Origin of the sequence: Pseudoalteromonas luteoviolacea, from assembly GCF_001696455.1 — a bacterium.
Classification (GTDB): Bacteria; Pseudomonadota; Gammaproteobacteria; order Enterobacterales; family Alteromonadaceae; genus Pseudoalteromonas; species Pseudoalteromonas luteoviolacea_C.
Window position 1 is genome coordinate 405,181 of sequence record NZ_MAUJ01000002.1, and the last position, 18,402, is coordinate 423,582.

The 18,402-nt window shown below is 42.6% G+C and carries 12 protein-coding genes; 3 read left to right on the plus strand and 9 right to left on the minus strand.

Annotation, left to right across the window (positions count from 1 at the left end; genetic code table 11):
• Nucleotides 1–104: 104 nt before the first annotated feature.
• Nucleotides 105–1,055: a LysR family transcriptional regulator gene (locus A7985_RS10345; protein WP_065790377.1), complete on the plus strand. Its 951-nt coding sequence runs from the start codon at nt 105–107 to the stop codon at nt 1,053–1,055.
• A gap of 32 nt (nt 1,056–1,087) precedes the next feature.
• On the opposite strand, the gene A7985_RS10350 is transcribed toward A7985_RS10345, so the two are convergent.
• Nucleotides 1,088–1,621, minus strand: a complete 534-nt coding sequence (locus A7985_RS10350) for a dihydrofolate reductase family protein (RefSeq protein WP_065790378.1) — start codon at nt 1,619–1,621, stop codon at nt 1,088–1,090.
• Nucleotides 1,622–1,701: 80 nt separating this feature from the next.
• Here A7985_RS10350 and A7985_RS10355 point away from each other — a divergent pair, with 80 nt between their 5' ends.
• Nucleotides 1,702–2,265, plus strand: coding sequence for a TetR/AcrR family transcriptional regulator (locus A7985_RS10355; RefSeq protein WP_065790379.1), 564 nt, complete (start codon nt 1,702–1,704; stop codon nt 2,263–2,265).
• 408 nt (nt 2,266–2,673) lie between these two features.
• On the opposite strand, the gene A7985_RS10365 is transcribed toward A7985_RS10355, so the two are convergent.
• The 6 genes from A7985_RS10365 to A7985_RS10385 all read right to left on the minus strand — a co-directional run bounded on the left by A7985_RS10365 (nt 2,674) and on the right by A7985_RS10385 (nt 14,183).
• Nucleotides 2,674–3,069: a hypothetical protein gene (locus A7985_RS10365; protein WP_065790381.1), complete on the minus strand. Its 396-nt coding sequence runs from the start codon at nt 3,067–3,069 to the stop codon at nt 2,674–2,676.
• 227 nt (nt 3,070–3,296) lie between these two features.
• The gene (locus A7985_RS26455) at nt 3,297–3,467 is read right to left on the minus strand and encodes a hypothetical protein (RefSeq protein ID WP_155732753.1); all 171 of its coding nucleotides are present in this window, start codon (nt 3,465–3,467) and stop codon (nt 3,297–3,299) included.
• A 356-nt stretch (nt 3,468–3,823) separates the two neighbouring features.
• A complete protein-coding gene (locus tag A7985_RS10370; protein ID WP_065790382.1) occupies nt 3,824–6,592 on the minus strand; it encodes an Ig-like domain-containing protein in 2,769 nt (922 codons plus the stop codon).
• An 85-nt stretch (nt 6,593–6,677) separates the two neighbouring features.
• Nucleotides 6,678–9,320, minus strand: a complete 2,643-nt coding sequence (locus A7985_RS10375) for a glycosyl hydrolase family 18 protein (RefSeq protein WP_065790383.1) — start codon at nt 9,318–9,320, stop codon at nt 6,678–6,680.
• Between the two features lie 24 nt (nt 9,321–9,344).
• Nucleotides 9,345–10,946, minus strand: a complete 1,602-nt coding sequence (locus A7985_RS10380; protein WP_065790384.1) for a lytic polysaccharide monooxygenase — start codon at nt 10,944–10,946, stop codon at nt 9,345–9,347.
• A gap of 66 nt (nt 10,947–11,012) precedes the next feature.
• A complete protein-coding gene (locus A7985_RS10385) occupies nt 11,013–14,183 on the minus strand; it encodes a glycosyl hydrolase family 18 protein (protein ID WP_065790385.1) in 3,171 nt (1,056 codons plus the stop codon).
• A gap of 719 nt (nt 14,184–14,902) precedes the next feature.
• On the opposite strand from A7985_RS10385, the gene A7985_RS10390 reads away from it, so the two are divergent.
• Nucleotides 14,903–15,313 (plus strand): DM13 domain-containing protein, encoded by a 411-nt coding sequence (locus tag A7985_RS10390; RefSeq protein ID WP_256096713.1) that lies wholly within the window; start codon nt 14,903–14,905, stop codon nt 15,311–15,313.
• A gap of 307 nt (nt 15,314–15,620) precedes the next feature.
• Here the strand turns inward: A7985_RS10390 and A7985_RS10395 are convergent, their stop codons facing one another.
• Entirely contained in the window at nt 15,621–16,421 is an 801-nt protein-coding gene (locus tag A7985_RS10395; RefSeq protein ID WP_065790387.1) for a hypothetical protein, read from the minus strand.
• A gap of 14 nt (nt 16,422–16,435) precedes the next feature.
• Entirely contained in the window at nt 16,436–18,271 is a 1,836-nt protein-coding gene (locus A7985_RS10400) for a motility associated factor glycosyltransferase family protein (protein WP_065790388.1), read from the minus strand.
• Nucleotides 18,272–18,402 lie beyond the last annotated feature (131 nt).

Genomic DNA, 18,402 nt, shown 5'->3' on the forward strand with positions numbered 1-18,402 from the left:
GGTATATAACGATCCTACAGCGGTAATTAATGTCGAAAAATAGTAGTTTTTTAAAAACATTAATGCCAATATGGCACCAATAAAACACAACTTAATGTCAATCCATGGATACAACTAGTCGCTTAATCATGCTTTTAGAAGTGGTTGAACAAGGCTCTTTTTCCAAAGCAGCAGAACTTAGAAATATAGATCGCTCTGTAATTTCAAAACAAATCAGCAAGTTAGAAGAAGAGTTGGGTGTGAGGCTACTTAACCGAACTACACGCTCTTTTTCGCTGACAGCGGCTGGCGCTGAAATGGTTAAAAAAGCGGCTGAGCTGAGATTGTTACTTCAAGATACTGTGCAGATGGCAGAGAATTATCACCAAGAGCCAAGAGGCTTATTGAGGATCACTTCATCTAGCTACATTGGTAAATACTATTTGCTTCCCGTGATCAATGATTTTCAAAAACGATTTCCGCAAGTAAATATTGAGCTGAGATTAGATGATAGGGTCATAGACATGGTCTCGGAGGGGTTCGATCTGGCGTTTCGAGTTGGTGAACCTAGGGACTCTTCGCTTATTGCACGCAAAATTGCACGCAACCGAATGCTCATTTTAGCCACACCTCAGTTTATCGAGACCTATGGTGAGCCCCGAACAATGTCTGATCTAGCTGAGCTTCCAGCAGCGGCTTATACCAGTAACCATATTCGCTTTGAATCCATTAGTTACATTGATGACAAAGGCAAGCATCAAGAGCAACCGATTAACCCAGTATTTAGGTCCAACGACGGAGAAGCTTTGCTAGAGAAAGTGCTCTCGCACACCGCCTTTTGCACATCGCCCGCATTTTTCTTTGCCGATCATATAGATCACACACAATTGGTACCGCTGCTCACGCATGTCAACTTACCTGACTACAGCGCCATGTATGCGGTCTATCCGCATAGGGATTTACCCGTTAGAACAAGATTATTTTTGGATGCGGCGAGACATTACATTGGCGAATCAGTACCGAGGTGGGAGCACAATATCCCCGGAATTAATGAAATTTATCAACCGTCAAAATAGATGCTGTGCTGTATTGACGTTTTATATAAATTTTAACGTTTACGAACAAAGCGATTTTGGCAGATCCCATTGCCATATACCTCAGATGAGATGCAAGCAAAACGCAACGACTGGCCCATTTCACCAAACAAACTTATTCCCCCACCTAACACGATCGGGATGGTTGTAATGATCATCTCGTCGATTAAATCTTGCTTTAAGAAGTTTTGAATTGTGATACCACCATCTATATATAACTGCTGAAATCCTTCATTATTCAGTTGTAGTACAATCTCTTTTAAATCTCCTCTCACTAAATTCACTTTTCCTTCGTAGCCCTTAGGTATTTCAGCCATTGTATTACTGAGCAAAAAAACAGGCTTGGTATAAGGCCAGTCGCAGTCAAAGCTGCAAACAAGTTCAAAAGTATTGCGCCCCATTACTAATGCATCAGTTGACGCTATGTGTTTGTCGTACCCTAAGTCCAAACCTTCCGTTTCTGGGATTGAGTGTAACCAATCAACACCATTGTTTTTGTCTGCGATATAACCATCTAAACTAGTTGCAATAAATACGATATTGGACATAGTAACCTCATGATTGAATAGAATAACGAAAACAATTATTCTACACCGTAGAATTAATTCGTCAAATAATGAGTTTTTAAATGACTAGCGAAGTTAAAAAGCGCGGCCGCCCACAAAAAGTGCAAAATGGCTTGAACAAGTCTCTAATAGTCACAACCGCAAAAAAAATGATGGCGCAAAATGGGAGCATACCAAGTATCCGAAAGTTATCGGCACAATTAAATGTCGATGCTATGGCTATTTACTATTATTTTAAAAATAAAGATGCATTGCTCGAGGCAATCACGACTTCATTGATTGAGGATATCCACACACCAGCAGACTCAGGAGATTGGAGAAAAGAGCTATTGACTCTATCTAAAAGTTACTTGGCAACACTGAGCAAATACGATGGATTACTTCAAACGCTGTTAAGCATGAAATCCGACAGCCCAGCCGAGGTATTTATTGGTAGATTCGAGAAAATTATTACTCCATTAAAACTTGAAAAAAAGCAACAGAAAGCTTTTTTAGACCTGCTAGTAGACTATTTGCATGGCTTCTCTTTGGCTATGAGTTGCGACAAGTCGAATACACTCACCATCGATGATATCGATATATCTATTTCGTTTTTATTTAATGGATTGGATTTTCAGAATGACTGAAAACATAGGTGCTGGTTAGATATTGGAACCAACAAGCACCTATGCTAATAGACTTTAATCGTTTATAACAAGGTAATTAAGCGTCTGCAAGCCAATGCCACAACACGGTTTTTTAGCAGGTCTAACTGATAGATACTTTAACGATGCCTAGCTTTATAAGCAGAAAATAGACCACCTCACTCACCACAATTAGGGGTAGTACAACCTTTAACCAATATCCTTCAATCCCATAAAAGGCATACAGTATCAAACCTATCAAAGCGAATATGATTGCCACCGCTACCCAACCAGTCACACCATGAATTTTTATACCTTCTTTACAATTACTGCACTTAAGCCTCAACGGATTTGGGGAATTCAGCACGGACATAAAAGTGATATTTGCATCACATTTGCTACATTTACTCATTATTTACTCTCAACATCATTAAAGAAATCCTTTGCATCACTCATATACAGCCCCCACGCAACGAGTAGTGGGAAAACAGCTTTATCAAACACAATTTTAGATGTGAGTAAGAGTTCTCCGCCCTCGAAATAAGTTACAAGTACATCACTCAACCATAGAATGACATGTAATGCCATGATACTAAAAAAGATATTTAATCCTTTGAGCCTTCTTTTAAAAATGTGCCACATCGCATATATCTGCACAATCACAGCAATTCCCCACAAAGTTGTTGATATTGCCGCTGTTGATTTATCTTCTGACAACCAAAGTACAATCGCGGACAATTTAAAGGGCAAAGCCGTGTATAACCAAAAACACACAGGTACAATCATTAGTACAAAAAGTTTATTCATTTAGATGCTCTACTACAAAGTTCAATACTCACGTAAACTTTCAGCCGAAAAGGTGATTTAAATAATCTTGACGAAATTTAAAGTCATAAATATCAGAGGTGTTTTAGATTTCTGATTGCTCTTATTCAGGTCTATGGAAAGCTGTACAAATTTCAGTCGTACAGTATATCGAAAATAGTAATGTAAAAACACGCAAAGCGGGGCTTGCGCCCCTTTTTATTTAGTAACTAGCATGTATAACCATTCACTGAACGTGGACAAGAGTAGTCAGGATCTGAGATCGGGCCACAGCCATAAGCTGAATAACCACCCGCGATTTGGCGCGTTTTATCTTGGTTTAGCATGTTTGAGTTTTTAGATAAGCTTTTAACGCTTTTTTTGTTGAACTGAAGTTTCATGATTTTTCCTTTACAGTGTTGAACCAAAATTGGTTACACTGAGTTTGTCTCGATTTTAAGGATAAAAACACTAGACAAAAGTATAAAAAATATACAACTTCATAAATGTGTCATATTACGTATTGCTAGATAATGAAAGGTTTGCTTTGTTCTGATGACACAACTCCCTGTGATAATTCCATGCACTAAATACGAATAATAGTGGCATGTAACCTCCTTTAAACCTCAGACCTCGTAACAATAGTTTTCTTGTTCATTTAGGTGATAATGAATGGTGATTTAATTATCTGATTTATCACTTATAGAGAGAAAAAAGAGCCAGAAAGCTGGCTCTTTGGTCCTATTTCAAAGGGAAATTATTTACACTCACCAAGGTGCTTCCACACAGCCCAGCGACTTGAGTATTGCGCAGGGTTTTGATTGCGAGTCCACCATTTTGCTTGGTATAACTGACCGTCAAGGCTCGCCTGCTTACCAGCTGTATACACTCGACTTGCCTGCCACGCTTCTACCTCACAACTAGGCTTACTGCCGGTAACTTTGAAGCTGTGAGTTTGCGATTGTGTGCTCAGGCCTTCTGCATCTGTTGCGATTGCAAAGATACTGTAGTTGCCGCTTTTAGCTGTATAAGAGGCGCTATAAGGGACGGAGCTCGAAACAGCAACTTGTTTACCATTGACGAAATACGCCACCTGTTTCAGATCATTGTCTTTATCACTGGCGATCACTGAAAGCGTAATTTTATCACCGCTACTAAAACTACTGCCATTCGCTGGGCTGGTTAAATTCACGCTCGGTGCTTCTGGTGTAGGCTGTGGCAGCGGCTCATTCACTGTAATCGTACGGCTCACTTTGGCGGATTGTGCACCGTCATTATCAGTTGCAACCGCGCTCAAGTGATACGTTCCAACTTCTAATGGCTGATAATTGAATGCATACGGTGTGCGCGTTAATTCTGTGAGAGACTTACCATTAACACTCACATTAACCTTGGCAATCTCACCGTCACTGTCATTGGCAACAAACCTTACAGATACTGGTTGTCCAAGTTCAATCGAAACATTGTTGGTTGGTGCGGTCATACTCAAAGTCGGTGCTTGGTTTGGCTTATCACTAGCGCCACCACACTCAAGCCCTTTTTTCCATACACCCCAAGATCCCGAGTTGCTCGCTGGGCTTTGATCTCTGTTCCACCACTTGGCTTCATATTCAAACCCGTCAAATGCCACCTTGTTACCTTGGGTATAAACCTTACCACCCTGCCATGGTGCAGTTTGACACTGGCTCGGATCTATAAGGTTAAAAGATATCGCCGAAGCGTCTGTTGATGCCCCTTCATTATCAGTAACACGTGCAGTCACTGTGTATTTGCCAGTATTTTTGCTATTAAATCTAGCTTCAAAAGGCGCAGCTAACACAGTGTCATGCAGCTTGTCATTGATGAAAAACTCGACCTTTTCTACGGCACCATATTCATCCTGTGCATTCGCTTTAAGGGTAATGTCTGTGCCAATCATATAACGGCCGTTATTGTCTGGGCTGGTAATCGAAATCGTTGGCGCTTTGTTCTCAGTACACGCAAATACCCCTACGACTTTGAATGCCTCACCAACAGCTTTGGTATCATAGCCTAAATCCGCAGCCGCATCTGTCACACCACATGCCAATGATTCAAATTTTCCGTTGTATACCCAAAAGTTTTTATTGGCGTGAAGCATCACTTCATAGGCTTTTTTTACACCCCAGCCTTCAGTATTAGCAAGTGTATAAAAAGCTCGGTTAAATACACCTGAACTGTGGTGTACACCCATACCTATTTCAAACTTGCTTGCATGACCAATCGAGCGTCCATCGCGCTCTGGGTTTTCCATGTAGCGCAGTGCTGTTCGATTTTTGAAAATGCTCGCGCCGATTAACCAGTCGACTTCACAAGTGCCGTCTGGCTTTTGATTCATGAAACACTCGAGCGCCTCTGAAGTCATATCTGAAAATGACTCGTTCACACCACCCGACATGTTGCTGTACACTAACTTTGAATTTTGATGCGTAACACCATGACCGATTTCGTGGGCGACAACACCCAGTGAAGTGAACGGGTAAACACCGTATTTATCGAGATCACCATCGCCAAACGTGACTTCTTTACCATTCCAAAAGGCATTTAAGTAGTCTTTTCGGTAATGAATTCGCATGACTAAGTCACCAGACAATGCACGGCTGTCAAACCAATCATTGAACATATCTATCGTCGCTTGACCATAGAACATCGCATCATTGAGCGGCGAGTAAGCCCCATTCACATGTTTGTGCGTATTCTCGTGACATGGAAACTGATAAGTCTCTGTATTTGTTGTGCCATGTTCCATATCTATCACACGAATATCTGTATGTGACATTTCACAATTACCATTGCCCAGCTCCTTTGCATGAAACTTTGGCATGTCCTCACCATAATAGTGCTTACCTATTTTCTCGTTGCCACCTGGGCCCATCCCTATTTTCGAGTGGTTAAGTGTTTCAACGCGCGAAAGTACTTCACCCGTATGCGCATCGATAGCAAATTCCGGACGAAGTGGTGCATGCTCGGTTTCAGCAAAAAGCGTGACCAAATAGGCCAACTTCGGAGTACCATTGTGTGGGAAAATCACAAGTTCAACGTGCTCATCTGACGATGAATGCAACTCGGCAATTTGCTCCTTTGCAAATTCAATGGCTTTTTTCTCTGAAAAACTTGGCTTTACCGTATCCAAAGATAAGTTGGGTACGACCGAGCCACTCATTGAGGTTATTTCTCCTTCTGGCTTAAACCAGACACTTAGAAAACTTTGCTCGTCATGATGCGTGACGATTTCACCGCCATATACTCGTACACCTTTATAAAATTGGCTACGACGCATATGTCTACCATCTTCAGTTTTATGGTGGGTCCTAAACTCCAGTTCTGACTGTGCGTCAGTAGCAGTAGACCTGAAAATACTTTGATTTTGAGACAGCTGTGATTTAATTGTCGCCTTCAGTTGTGCGTTGTTATGCAAACTCACCGGTTCTTGTGCTAAAGCTGCAATACTCGAAAACACACCAACACTTGCTGCGACCAATACAGCGATTTTTTTTGCTCTTAACATGGATATTTACTCTGTACTTGTTGTTTTTTTCGTTGTTAGAAAGGTGCCTCCATGCACCTGATTTGAACTTTTTTGATTCAGTTTGTTATAGCTTGCGCCACACAGAACTGCTGCCCGGTGCTTGGCCACGCGTCCACCAGCGGGCTTGATACGTTTCGCCGTTATGCACGACTTTGTCACCACCGGTGTAAACTAAATCACTGCGCCAATCGCGTACCTTGCCATCATCTGGAATGATCTCAGCCCACACGCCGCCATTGCTTGGAATAGCACCACGGGTCCACCAACGCGCTTTGTATTGAACACCCTTGTACCAAACAGTATTGCCGCCGGTGTAAACCTTGTTGGCATCCCATGTTGTTTTACCATCGCCCGGTGTTGGCTCAGGACTCGTCTCAACATTTTTCACCGTAACGTTGAATTGACGCGTCACACTGTTCACGCCGTCAGAAACCACAACCGTACCAGTAATTGTTTGTGTTTTTGTCACCTCAGCCGCTTTTATAGTCACCGTACTGCCTCTGCCAACCACTGTGTGGCCTGGCACTTTCCAAGCAAAACTCAGCGTTTTTCCTTCAGGGTCGGTCGCTGAAATACTGACTGATTGACTGGTGTTTTCGTCTAGAGAGATTGCAGAAATGCTGCCCACTACCGGCGCTTTATTTTCAACAACAGGTGCTTTTACAACCACTTTAACTGTGCGATTTACAGTGTTCACACCATCGCTTACTGCTAGGTTTACAGTATAAACGGAGTCGTTTGTCACACTCGGCGCAGTGACGATAACGCTGTCATTTTCACTTTGAAGATTTAATGCAGCATCACCTTGCCATGAAAATGAAAGCGCTTTACCTTCAGGATCAGACGCTTGCGCCGTTAAAACATGAATATCACCGGCATTTAACGTAATCTCACCAGCCACAGATACCACGGGTGCCTTGTTTACTGGTTTAGGAGGTGTCACTTTGCCAGCCAGACCTTCGTGCATCGCATTGAGAATGTCACCGTTATCCGCGTCAATTTCCCATGCGAATAGGCCACCTAAATTATGCTCACGTACATAACGACCTTTTGCACGCACAGAGCGAGGGCTATCGTAGGTAACCAAGGTGCCTTTTTGGCGATTCCAAACATATGCAGCTTCAGCTTGTTCATCGTACCCTACTTCAAAACCGTTAATGCCTTGCTCATCATGACCTATCATATGAGCCTTAAGTCCCTTGTAGTCGATAACGCCTGCTTCCCAAACACCCTGAGACGTTGACCCGCGCAGCTTACCATTGGCGGGTGCCGTCATTGGGTTGTCCGCAATTTGTGCGTTTTGTGGGTAAACGCCTTCCCAACCTCGACCGTACATCGCAGTACCAACAACGAGCTTTTCACTTGGTACACCCTGTGCGAGCAGCAATTTGATTGCATTATCGAGCGTGTAGGCTGGCCCTTTTCTCGCCTCACCATTTTCGTCAACACCTGTTCCGTTGCATTCATCTGTAGACATATGCGTGCCACAGTAAATTGCCGTTTGGTGCCCTGTTACATTGTTCCAGCCGCCAGCAAAGTCATAAGTCATGGCAAAGATGTAATCCATGTACTGAGCTGCTTGCTGGTAATCAACGTCTTCTATTTTGTCGTAGCCTGTTCCAATCGCGGATGTCAGCTCAAACTCACGACCCATTTCAATTTCAAGCTCGTCTAGCATCGCGCGGAGCTCTTTCATTAGAATGATATAAACTTCGCCATCTTTGTCTGAGCCCAAGTTTGGATTTGCGCCATCACCTCCTGGGAATTCCCAATCAATATCAATACCATCGTAAAACTTCCACGTCTTTAAGAACTCACGCATTGAATTAACAAACGTGTCGCGGTTCTCTTTTACATCAAAGTCAAAGAACGGGTCTGACAGAGTCCAACCCCCTACCGAAGGTAAGATCTTCAGATCAGGGTTACGCTGTTTAAGTGCCATTAGCTGTGCATAAGTCCCACGAATTGGGTCTTTAGCGCTGATCCCTGGCAGTGCTTTTTGCACGGCTGCCCATGGGTCATGTATCACAACTTCATAATCTTTTGAGCTACCACACGCTAATTTAAGCGCGCGTAAGCTATTGCCATTTTCTATCTCTGCAAGAGAATCATTGGGACCACATACTGGGATAAATCCGTATAGTAAATGCGTTAGATTGTCCGCAGGGATCTGAGTGACATCGAACTTACGACCGTAAATGCCCCACTCAACAAAATAAGCACCAACCACTGTATTTGGATCTGTTTCAAACTTTTTGTTGTTTGGATTCACGTTCAGTTTGAGTGGCTCTAAATGACCGCCATCCGTATCTGCAATTACAATTGGTTTAGAGGCTGACATTGCGCAACCTGACGCATCACATAAGGCTATTTTTAATTCGTGACGTCCTGACTTGTGATAAGGAAAGCGGATTGTGCCACCTGTGGTGCCTTCTGCCAGTGTGCCTTCATTGACGACTTCATTGTCAAAATACACTTTATAGCTGTTGCCGCCTTTTCCGGACCATGCATTCCACTCAATTTGAATGTCTACAACGTCTTTTGCCTGAATTAACTGTTTGTATGAACCTCGACCATAGATATTCACGTCTACAAACGAATAGTTCTGCGGTTTCCAGTTAATACTCGGTGTTGAAGGTGCTGCGACCGCAGCGACACTTGCAAGCGCAGCACCGACCGCTGCAGCAGTTGTTAAATACTTAAACATGATTAGATTACCTCTTAGATTTATTTATAGTTTTTTCCAAACCGAGTGTTGGTCTGGTTGTTGATTACGCGTCCACCAGCGGGCTTGATATCGCGCGCCATTAAACGTGACGATTTCACCGCCTCGATAAGCTTTATTCGCCTGCCATGATGTGTTGCCTGCATCTGAATCATCGCCCGTTTTTACAAGCTCCCAAGCATGACTTGATGTTGGTAATTGACCACGCACCCACCACTTGGCGCGATACGTTTTACCTTGGTACACAACGGTGTCGCCTGCTGTGTATACTTTGCTAGGCTCCCAAGTATCATCGTTTGGCGTATCTGGGCCTGTTTCGATGTTTTTCACATTGATAACCAACGGTACCGATTTGCTTAGGCTACCGTCAGACACGGTCACTTTGCCGTCAAAGCGCGTATCAATGTCCACCTGAGGCGCGGTTATTGTGATGGTGGAACCCACTCCAGAGAAGCTCAGCGCACTGGGTAATTGCCAGTCAAATTCCAGCGTTGCTTGCTCATCGTCAAAGGCATGTACATGTAAATGTTTGTTTTGGCCTTCATCAATTGTCAGCGGTGCAGGCGTGTGTACTGTTGGCGCTGTGTTTTTAGGTTTAGAAATGACCGTTAAGTTATAACTGTTGGCTTTATCAGCTAAAAACACCTGATTACTGCTAATCGTATCTGGGTCAAAAACAATATTGCCTTGCGCATCTTTGACACCAATGCGAACCGTTTCTGCAAATTGTTGGTTTAGTCTAGAAGCAAATAGAGACTGCCAATGTGTTACATTGCTATCAGTAATATCCAGTTTCTCTTGAACAATTTCGTTGCCATTGCCGTTAAAGACACGTACCCAAACAGTATCACCCGCTTTGGCGTCTTGCCCTTGATTGACAAAGTACCCAGCTGAGTGCCATGTATCAGGCGTAGGAGCAGGGTCCGTGCTGCGTAGAATGGTCACGTCGCTACAGTTATAAAACCCTTCCCCGACCACATCATCACGCTGCCAGCGGCTATATAAAATAGCGTCGCCGTTGAACTTTTCAGGAATTGCAACTTCCATTTCATAGTAGCGCTTGCCATCTGGTGCCATAAAAAATGGGATGTTGCCATGTTCTTGCACGAGCTCTAGATCATGCCAAGCAAGTGGGTTTTGTTCGAAATCCACACCTGGCTTAGTTAAATAAAACTGCCAAAAACTTGGGTTATGCGGGGTTGTTGCACGATAACGGATTTTCACTTTGCCATCGGCATTTGGTGTGATTTCCGTTTTTTGCCAATCTTTGGAAGGTATGTTCATACCTGCTTTTTGAGCGTCGCCTGCACCACATAATGTGCCATTTGGAATATTTGCTTCTACCGCTGTTTGATTGCGAAAGTCTGCGGTATTTGTTGCAAACTCATGTTTTTGAATAAACTGCACATGTTCAGATTGCACATACGCTGCGCGGCACGCAGTATTTGGGATTTTAGAACCATCTTTTGGCCACCAAAATCCACCCTGCTCCTGACAAATTGCCTGCCTCGCCTTTGGAAAATCCATGTATCCATGTGCGTTCACTTTGCCAATGACGCCCACGCCTATGGCTACGCCCAGCGCGCATAAGGTTACTTGTTGTCTCATAGTTTTCTCGTTTATTGATTGTATGAGTGATCCGCAGATCACTCTGGTTGGGAATATTGAACCTAGTTACAGGCTACATACCTTTTGCCATGCACCACCGTCACTCGGAGTGCCATTAGTCCACCACTTAGCCTTGTAAACCGCACCGTTGTGGATCAGCATATCGCCACCTACAGCATGGCTAGGGTCGCCAGCCCAGTTAGTGCGCGGCCAATTTGGATAGGTGTTGATGTTTTCAATTTTTACGCCTTCACACTGCGTGCCGCTTGGCGGGGTTTTGTCACCATCTCCGGGGGTTGGAACGTGTTTTTTAGCCACGGGTAGTTCAGGGTATTCAAACGTAAACGCATACTCTTTACCGTCTTTTTCAACGACAAAGTTCACAGGGCCCGTGATCGGCATGTAGTACATCACTTGCGCATTGACGGTCTCACCAGGTTTAAATGACTCAAGCTGGCCGCCCCATTCATTTTTGAAGGTGATAGAGAAACGGTGAAATTCGTTCTCGAAGCCACCAATATTGTTGCCTGCACTGTTAGAAGCATCATGTGTCACTTTCATACCGAGCTTCTTGCGCGCATTCCAATTTGACTTAAAGATGGCAGACGTTGAAGTTGGCACATTGAACGTGATCGTGGCACCAGTTAGGTCAATCTCAGAGTTGTTGGTAAAGGCAAACGTCGGGCGAATTGGGTAGTTTTGGTCACCCACTGGAAAATCTTTTGCTTCGAATGCAATGTCCACCGCTTCGCTTGGTACAGCAAACTCATCGTCACCAATATGTGCATCATACACCACACCACTTTGGTTAAATGTGTCATATGCCAACGCTGTCATTGTCGAGCCCATGAAGTACTCGCCTTTGTCAGCGTGGTAGTCAAAATCACCCGCCAGCTCCCAGAACATTACGCCACCAAGTCCCTTATCAACTACGTAATTTAACTTGGTTTTCATAGACTCGGTGTCTTCCATTGATAGGAAAACCTTTTTCTCGGCGTTATATAACCAAGGCGCGACAGCAACTTCATCGTAGTGTCGAACATAATCACCGCGAAGTACGTCGTCTGCATCAGTTTCAGGGGTTAAACCATATACTTCTAAATAGCTTGGATTAATTCCGTGTTCCAAGTTTTTAGCGTGCCAAAGAGGGTTAGAGCCCGCCGCTACCTCTTGACCATTTTCTATGTCATGCCATAGGTTATCGATACCAATTGCGCCGTTACCACACTTGTTCTTTTCCCCAATACCTGTGCCTTTTGGACAGTTATTTTGGTTAGGCAGTGGCGCACGTCCCCAAAGGCCATTTTCACCGCCGCGCACATCTCTAAAACCACGGGTATAGTATGGAATACCAATATTGATTCGGCCCGCCGGCAGTGCACCTCGGAAATAGTTCACAGCCCAATCGGTATTCAAATAGCCAATTCCGCCAAACTCTTTAGTCCCGTATACATTCCAAACTTTAAGCTCGGTATCTTTGCCGGTGTCGTAGAGCGGCGCGTTGTGACCAACATGATCGTTCCATGCACCGTGAAGGTCGTACGACATGATGTTCACAAAATCTAAGTACTGAGCAGTTTGAAAGGTTTCCATACCACGCAGCAGGTAACCTGATGACGGAGACGCGATAGTCAGCATGTAATGCTTACCATCTTGTTCACCCGCCTTATCAAGTGCCTCGCGCAGATCTTTCATTAAGACTTGGTAAGATTTATTCAAGCCTGCTCGTCGTGCATTACTCACAGGAAAGTCTTCTGGGTGGCCAGAATCTTTCATTGAAGAAGGATATTCATAGTCAACATCCAAGCCATCAAACCCATAAGTTCTTAAGAACTCAACAGAGCTTTTAACGAACTGATCGATGCCTGCTTGATTTACGCTGCCATCAGCATTTGTGGTCATCGTATAAAAACCACCACTGTTTACACGTTTACCGCTCTCATCAAAGTAGCCACCAGTTTCGGCCCAGCCACCTACGGAAATCATGGTTTTTACATGCGGATACTGTTTTTTGTATTTATTCAGTAGGTTGAAGTGACCTTTATATGGCAAGCTTGGGTCCATCTCTGCACCAGCAACACCCGGCCAAGTCATATTTGTCGCTGCGTTACCTTCTGCATTTGGGTTGCCAATGCTAATTTCATTTTGGCTGTTGACATGGGCAAACGCATAATTGATATGGGTGATTTTGTCCCATGGAATGTCTTTAACGAGGTAACTAGGTTGATCATTTTTACCATGACGCCAGCTGGTGAAATAACCGATCACACGCCTTGGATGATCAGCCCCCATTTTTTCTCGACCTTCGCTATCATAAATATCACAGTAAGCAGGTGTCACACCGGGCGTTTGGTATAAGCCCGCAGGCCGACAATCTTCATGGCTCGTTTGCGTGTCATCTGTCGCCTTCACTGTGAACGTACGAGTGACGGTTTCAGACTCTAGGCCGTGCTCATCTTTCGCTACCAAAGTAAATGTTTGCTGACCTTTTGCTTTTGCCGTCCACACAAATTCGTATTCATTTTGTACGGTTGAGACTAGCTCCACACCATTCAACGAGAGTGATTGAGTAAGCTGATCCGACTCTTTGTCATTGGCTATTAATGTAAATACGATTTGGCTACCCACTTCCAGCTCACTGGGTAATTGGGCCGCTAGTCGCGCAATTGGTGCTGTATTAACATCAACAGGGGGTAGCGCTTCAACGCGCACTTTTCGGCTCACCGACTTAGCCGTCGCACCGTCATCGTCGAGTGCCACTCCATGAAACTCATGGCTACCCTGCTTTGCTTGCCATGTGAATCTATAAGGTGCTTCATTTAAGACTTTAACTAATTGATCATTATGATAAATAGCCACATGCCTTACTTCACCGTCGCTATCCTGTGCTGAGAAATCGATAACGACTTCTTCATTTTCAACTACCGTGATATCCGCAATGGGTTTAAGCAGTTTAATCGACGGTGCTAGGTTTACGGGTTCTACTCCTTTACACTCCCCGAGTTTACTCCACTCTTGCCACTGGCCAGAACGAGCTTGCGGTGAGGATCTATTCCACCAGTTAGCTCGGTATGCAACGTTATCTTGTTGCACCTTGTTGCCGCCAACATATATTTTTCCTGATTGCCACTGGGCAAGATTACTACAATCAACATTTGCAAGTGCTGATGCACTGAATAGACCCATAGTTATGGCACTGAGTTTAAGTGCTCTATTGGGTAGGATTGACACGCTCATTATTATTTTCCTAACTTATTTGATTTTATATTCACAAAATTACATTCGGTAACATATGTACCTAATGCAATACTGAGCGAAAGCGATTGTACCGATCCAAAAAATCACCACAAGGGATTGGTTGAAATTTAAAAACACATACTAAATAACCATAAAAATAGCTAACGGTAAGAAAGGTAAGAAATTGTAAGCCATTGATACACCTGTACTTGTTGATTTAAACACAACAAATATCACGCTATATATATTAACAAAATTAACACTCATTTTGTTTACCTTCGTTTACATTACAAAAAGGTCCAACCAGAAAATACAAACTTTATAATTGGCTATTTTTTAATTGATAATACTTTTTCATCTAAATAAACATCAAAACCCAATGTAAAACGAGGCGGAACTATAAAATAAAAACACCAGCATTAAGTTCATAAAATTGAATAAATTAGTAAAAACAGTAGATTGGCAATCAATAAAGGAAAGGTAGAGTTGCAAAAAAGAGAATTAAAAATATCAATACGAATTTTTACCTACTTACAGCGTGGTTTTTTTAAATAAATGTGCCACACAAATGAATTTAACAAAAATAAAACATTCTTAAGTTGACACGACTATTTGCCACGCTAAGGTTAGGAAAATAACTTCAGATTAGAGATCCGTATTTCATGCGATTTTTGTTTAAATTAATGTTTACAGTGTTGGTTTTTTGTTTTGGGTTTGCGATGGGCGTCTATTCTTTGCCCATTATGATGGCTCCACCAGCGCCAACTCAAACTGCGCTTTCGGATGTGGCGAATGGTGCAAAATTTACCGCGCAGTTTACAAAAGACTTGCAAGGATCTGACTTTTTGCACTTTGGAGAAGGTGACGTATTTATAGGGGATCAGAGTATAGGCTTTGAAGGAAGACTTGCACCAGGGCCAGATTATCGCCTCTATTTATCTCCTACTTTCGTCGAAACTGAGCAAGAATTTGAAAAACACAAAAGCTCGATGCAGTTTGTCGCTCCGATTTCCAGCTTTAACGGCTTTATTGTTGATGTACCCCAATCTATCGAGATAGACAGATACTCGACGGTGGTGGTCTGGTGTGAGTCATTTGGTGAGTTTATTACTGCCGCAAAATATCAGTAACGACTTATTCTCATAAAGTGTTAGTGTAGACCTCCCTCAGTGCATAGCTTAGGGGGCTCAGCATTTCTTGACAACCATTGCGCTAGAGATGATAGCATTAGTAGTTAGCCCCTAAGCTATTGGCAATATCATTATCACTGCTTTTGTATAGTCTTCTTGAAGTATATTGGTTGTGCCCATCGTAGAAGCTGTGTACGGATCCCCAATCACAGCTTCATAGTAATTTCATTACTCGTACTAAAGTAACAAACTACAGTAGCAGTCTAAGGGAGTGCAAAGTAATACTCCCGATTTATGCTAGATGGGTTTAATACTGGCCCAAGTACGAAGCACAGCCTTCTAACTCATACGCTTCCATTCCTTTGTAATAGGCTCGAATATCCCCGACTTTCTCTTTGCCACGTTGTGCTTCGCCATAGAATTCAAAACTCGACGTATCATTGCCTTTAAATAGAGTAATTCGCTCTACTTTAGACTCTTTGTAATGCTGTAGGTTTAGCTTCAGAACCGCATAGTCTTTTGCCCCTTGATAGCTCGCTTTATAGGTGCCCTTACCCATGAATTCAATACCTTTGTACATTCCATCATAAAGCGAGTTGGAAGCAATCACAATGCGCTTAGTCGACTTTACACACACCTTAAGGTATTGCTCAAATGTTCCAAAAAATGGATTGTCGCTCTTTTCGATGTATAACACACCTTGATGCATTCGATTGCCATTAATTGGGTTCAAGTCCGTTGTAGGGAATGGAACAAAATCAGAAGGTCGCCCGTCATTTGGAGCGCCGGCATCACTTGAATCACCTGCACCGAATGAATCACCTGCACCGAATGAATCACCTGCACCGAATGAATCACCTGCACCGAATGAATCGCCTGCACCGAATGAATCGCCTGCACCGAATGAATCGCCTGCACCGAATGAATCACCTGCACCGAATGAATCGCCTGCACTTTGGAAGCTGTTAAACTCTGAACTATTAAAGCCTTGACCAACTTGGGCTGGTTTTTGGTCGTCAGTGTAGTATTCAATCGTTTGTGAAATCGCTTTGCCCGAGTGAGCTGCAACTAACGCGATTGGCAAAACTGTTTTTAAATTAAACTTCATTAATTTCCCTTAATTTAAGTTACTATTGGAGAGAGTTTTTGTAGGACTTCAGCAAGCATAGTGTCTATGTAGTCACGCGTTTTTGATACATACTGAGGCCACAAATTAGTAGGCAAATGATTGATATGACTGGCAATCGTTGCCGCTACATATTTAATTGTTCCGCTTAAAAGTAGCTTATTTATTTGATTATGACTGGTATATAAGGCTTGAACGGCCAAGTTCAACTCATTAAGAATGTCAACAATGGACAGCGCTGACTGAACAGTGTTTTTCAAAGCTTTTATGAACAAAATCGCTTCCCCAAGCAAATCAATATCACTTGTGCGAGCCCTTTCAGCAGTTTGAGTATAAGTGAAAACATCATGCATAACTTTATGTTTTTCAGATGCTTCGATGGCTATGTTGTCATAATCTAAAGGCTTAGCACCTATAATTAAAGCGCCATCACTGGTATTAGACACATCTAATGTCGGGGTTAATTTAATTAACTTTTCCTGAGCAAGTCTAGCTTCATTAAAAATACGAGAGGAATATACATATTCTCTGAAATTGCCCTTAACTTTTAATTCAGCATCAAATTTAGCCTGAGATAAATCACTAGCACTATTAAAATAGTCTGACAACTGACTATGGTGCGCACTTGGATCAACGTAGCCATAATCACACCCCAGTAAAACTAGCTTATTAAACCCTATGCGCGACAGTGCAGCGGCAGCCATATTCGTAACTGTAGGGTTGCAATGAAAAAGCGGTTTAATGGCCGTTAATCCATTTGAAAATAGCTCACTACCCAGATCATTACCTTTGGTAAATACTATTTTATGTTGAAACTGGTTGATAAGCTTTGGAAAGACAGTGCTTAAAGTAATCAAGACCACGTCTTTTAGCCTAGGATCCGTTAACTGGCGCTCTTTCAAATAATAGTTTGCTGGCGTCCGTTCCATCTCTATTTGAAAGTCGGGAATAATTCCCTCTTTCAACAATACACCGAGTGCAGTACCACATGACGCGATAATCATATTCGCTGAGTCTTGTCGTAACTTTTTTAGGTTTTTGTCTAGTGACGGGCCATTTCCAATTACAGCGACCGGTATATTTGAATGGCTATCGAACACATTTTCATGACTACTTACTGCACAGAGCTTGCTATTTTCTATGCTGTGGGTAAGGCCCAATAATTCATCTTCGAAAAAACCCCACATGCTCGCTAAATTATTGCGCCACTGCTTAAATTCTGTATATACCTGATCGAATAAAGGCGTGCTGTAATGCCGATATAAACTGATGTCTACTAATGTATGAGCCCCCCTTTTAATGACATACGCTCTTAATTGGTCAATGAGTTGCTCATAACTAGTCGGGTTGAAAAAAGTGAGAGAGCCATGACGTTTTTTACATTCACGCTCAATGCTGTTTAGATCGATATTTGCACACGCTGTTGCATACTGCTCTATATTAGATTCAACAACGATCACATCCGTATAATGAATTAAAGAAAGCAATTTATGAATATGATATCCAGCGCCAAGCCCGAGCACTATCAAAGTTCCCCTTTGCGGCTTAGAGTTGGGGTTGCAACCTAGTTCTTCTGCAACCAAATTGAGCGCATTGATACATTTTTGATGCGCATTCTTTGTCGCATTATCTGAAACGTAATTTAATCTTAGATGGGTTGGGTGCTTTAAAAAAAGTGAAACTTGCTCTTCGCAGCTTTTTTTAGCGTCCGAGCCATAAAAATTATTTTGAAAGACTTGAGTGTCATTAGTATTTTGGCACAACAGCTGGCGATAAAAATCATGCGACAAATGTTGTTTTAATAATCCATAATTATGATTAATAAATTCCATATCCTTTATTTATTGTAACGCAATTAACGTTGCGCATTCTTCCATAACCATTTTGTATCGTCAATCAGCAAAATCTATTAAAAACAATAAATTGACAATTACATAGTAACCAAATAGTTAAATTTGATAGT

Coding starts and splice junctions, on each gene's coding strand:
- A7985_RS10345 (WP_065790377.1), top strand. CDS start 105: ATGGATACAACTAGTCGCTTAATCATGCTTTTAGAAGTGGTTGAACAA.
- A7985_RS10350 (WP_065790378.1), bottom strand. CDS start 1,621: ATGTCCAATATCGTATTTATTGCAACTAGTTTAGATGGTTATATCGCA.
- A7985_RS10355 (WP_065790379.1), top strand. CDS start 1,702: ATGACTAGCGAAGTTAAAAAGCGCGGCCGCCCACAAAAAGTGCAAAAT.
- A7985_RS10365 (WP_065790381.1), bottom strand. CDS start 3,069: ATGAATAAACTTTTTGTACTAATGATTGTACCTGTGTGTTTTTGGTTA.
- A7985_RS26455 (WP_155732753.1), bottom strand. CDS start 3,467: ATGAAACTTCAGTTCAACAAAAAAAGCGTTAAAAGCTTATCTAAAAAC.
- A7985_RS10370 (WP_065790382.1), bottom strand. CDS start 6,592: ATGTTAAGAGCAAAAAAAATCGCTGTATTGGTCGCAGCAAGTGTTGGT.
- A7985_RS10375 (WP_065790383.1), bottom strand. CDS start 9,320: ATGTTTAAGTATTTAACAACTGCTGCAGCGGTCGGTGCTGCGCTTGCA.
- A7985_RS10380 (WP_065790384.1), bottom strand. CDS start 10,946: ATGAGACAACAAGTAACCTTATGCGCGCTGGGCGTAGCCATAGGCGTG.
- A7985_RS10385 (WP_065790385.1), bottom strand. CDS start 14,183: ATGAGCGTGTCAATCCTACCCAATAGAGCACTTAAACTCAGTGCCATA.
- A7985_RS10390 (WP_256096713.1), top strand. CDS start 14,903: ATGGGCGTCTATTCTTTGCCCATTATGATGGCTCCACCAGCGCCAACT.
- A7985_RS10395 (WP_065790387.1), bottom strand. CDS start 16,421: ATGAAGTTTAATTTAAAAACAGTTTTGCCAATCGCGTTAGTTGCAGCT.
- A7985_RS10400 (WP_065790388.1), bottom strand. CDS start 18,271: ATGGAATTTATTAATCATAATTATGGATTATTAAAACAACATTTGTCG.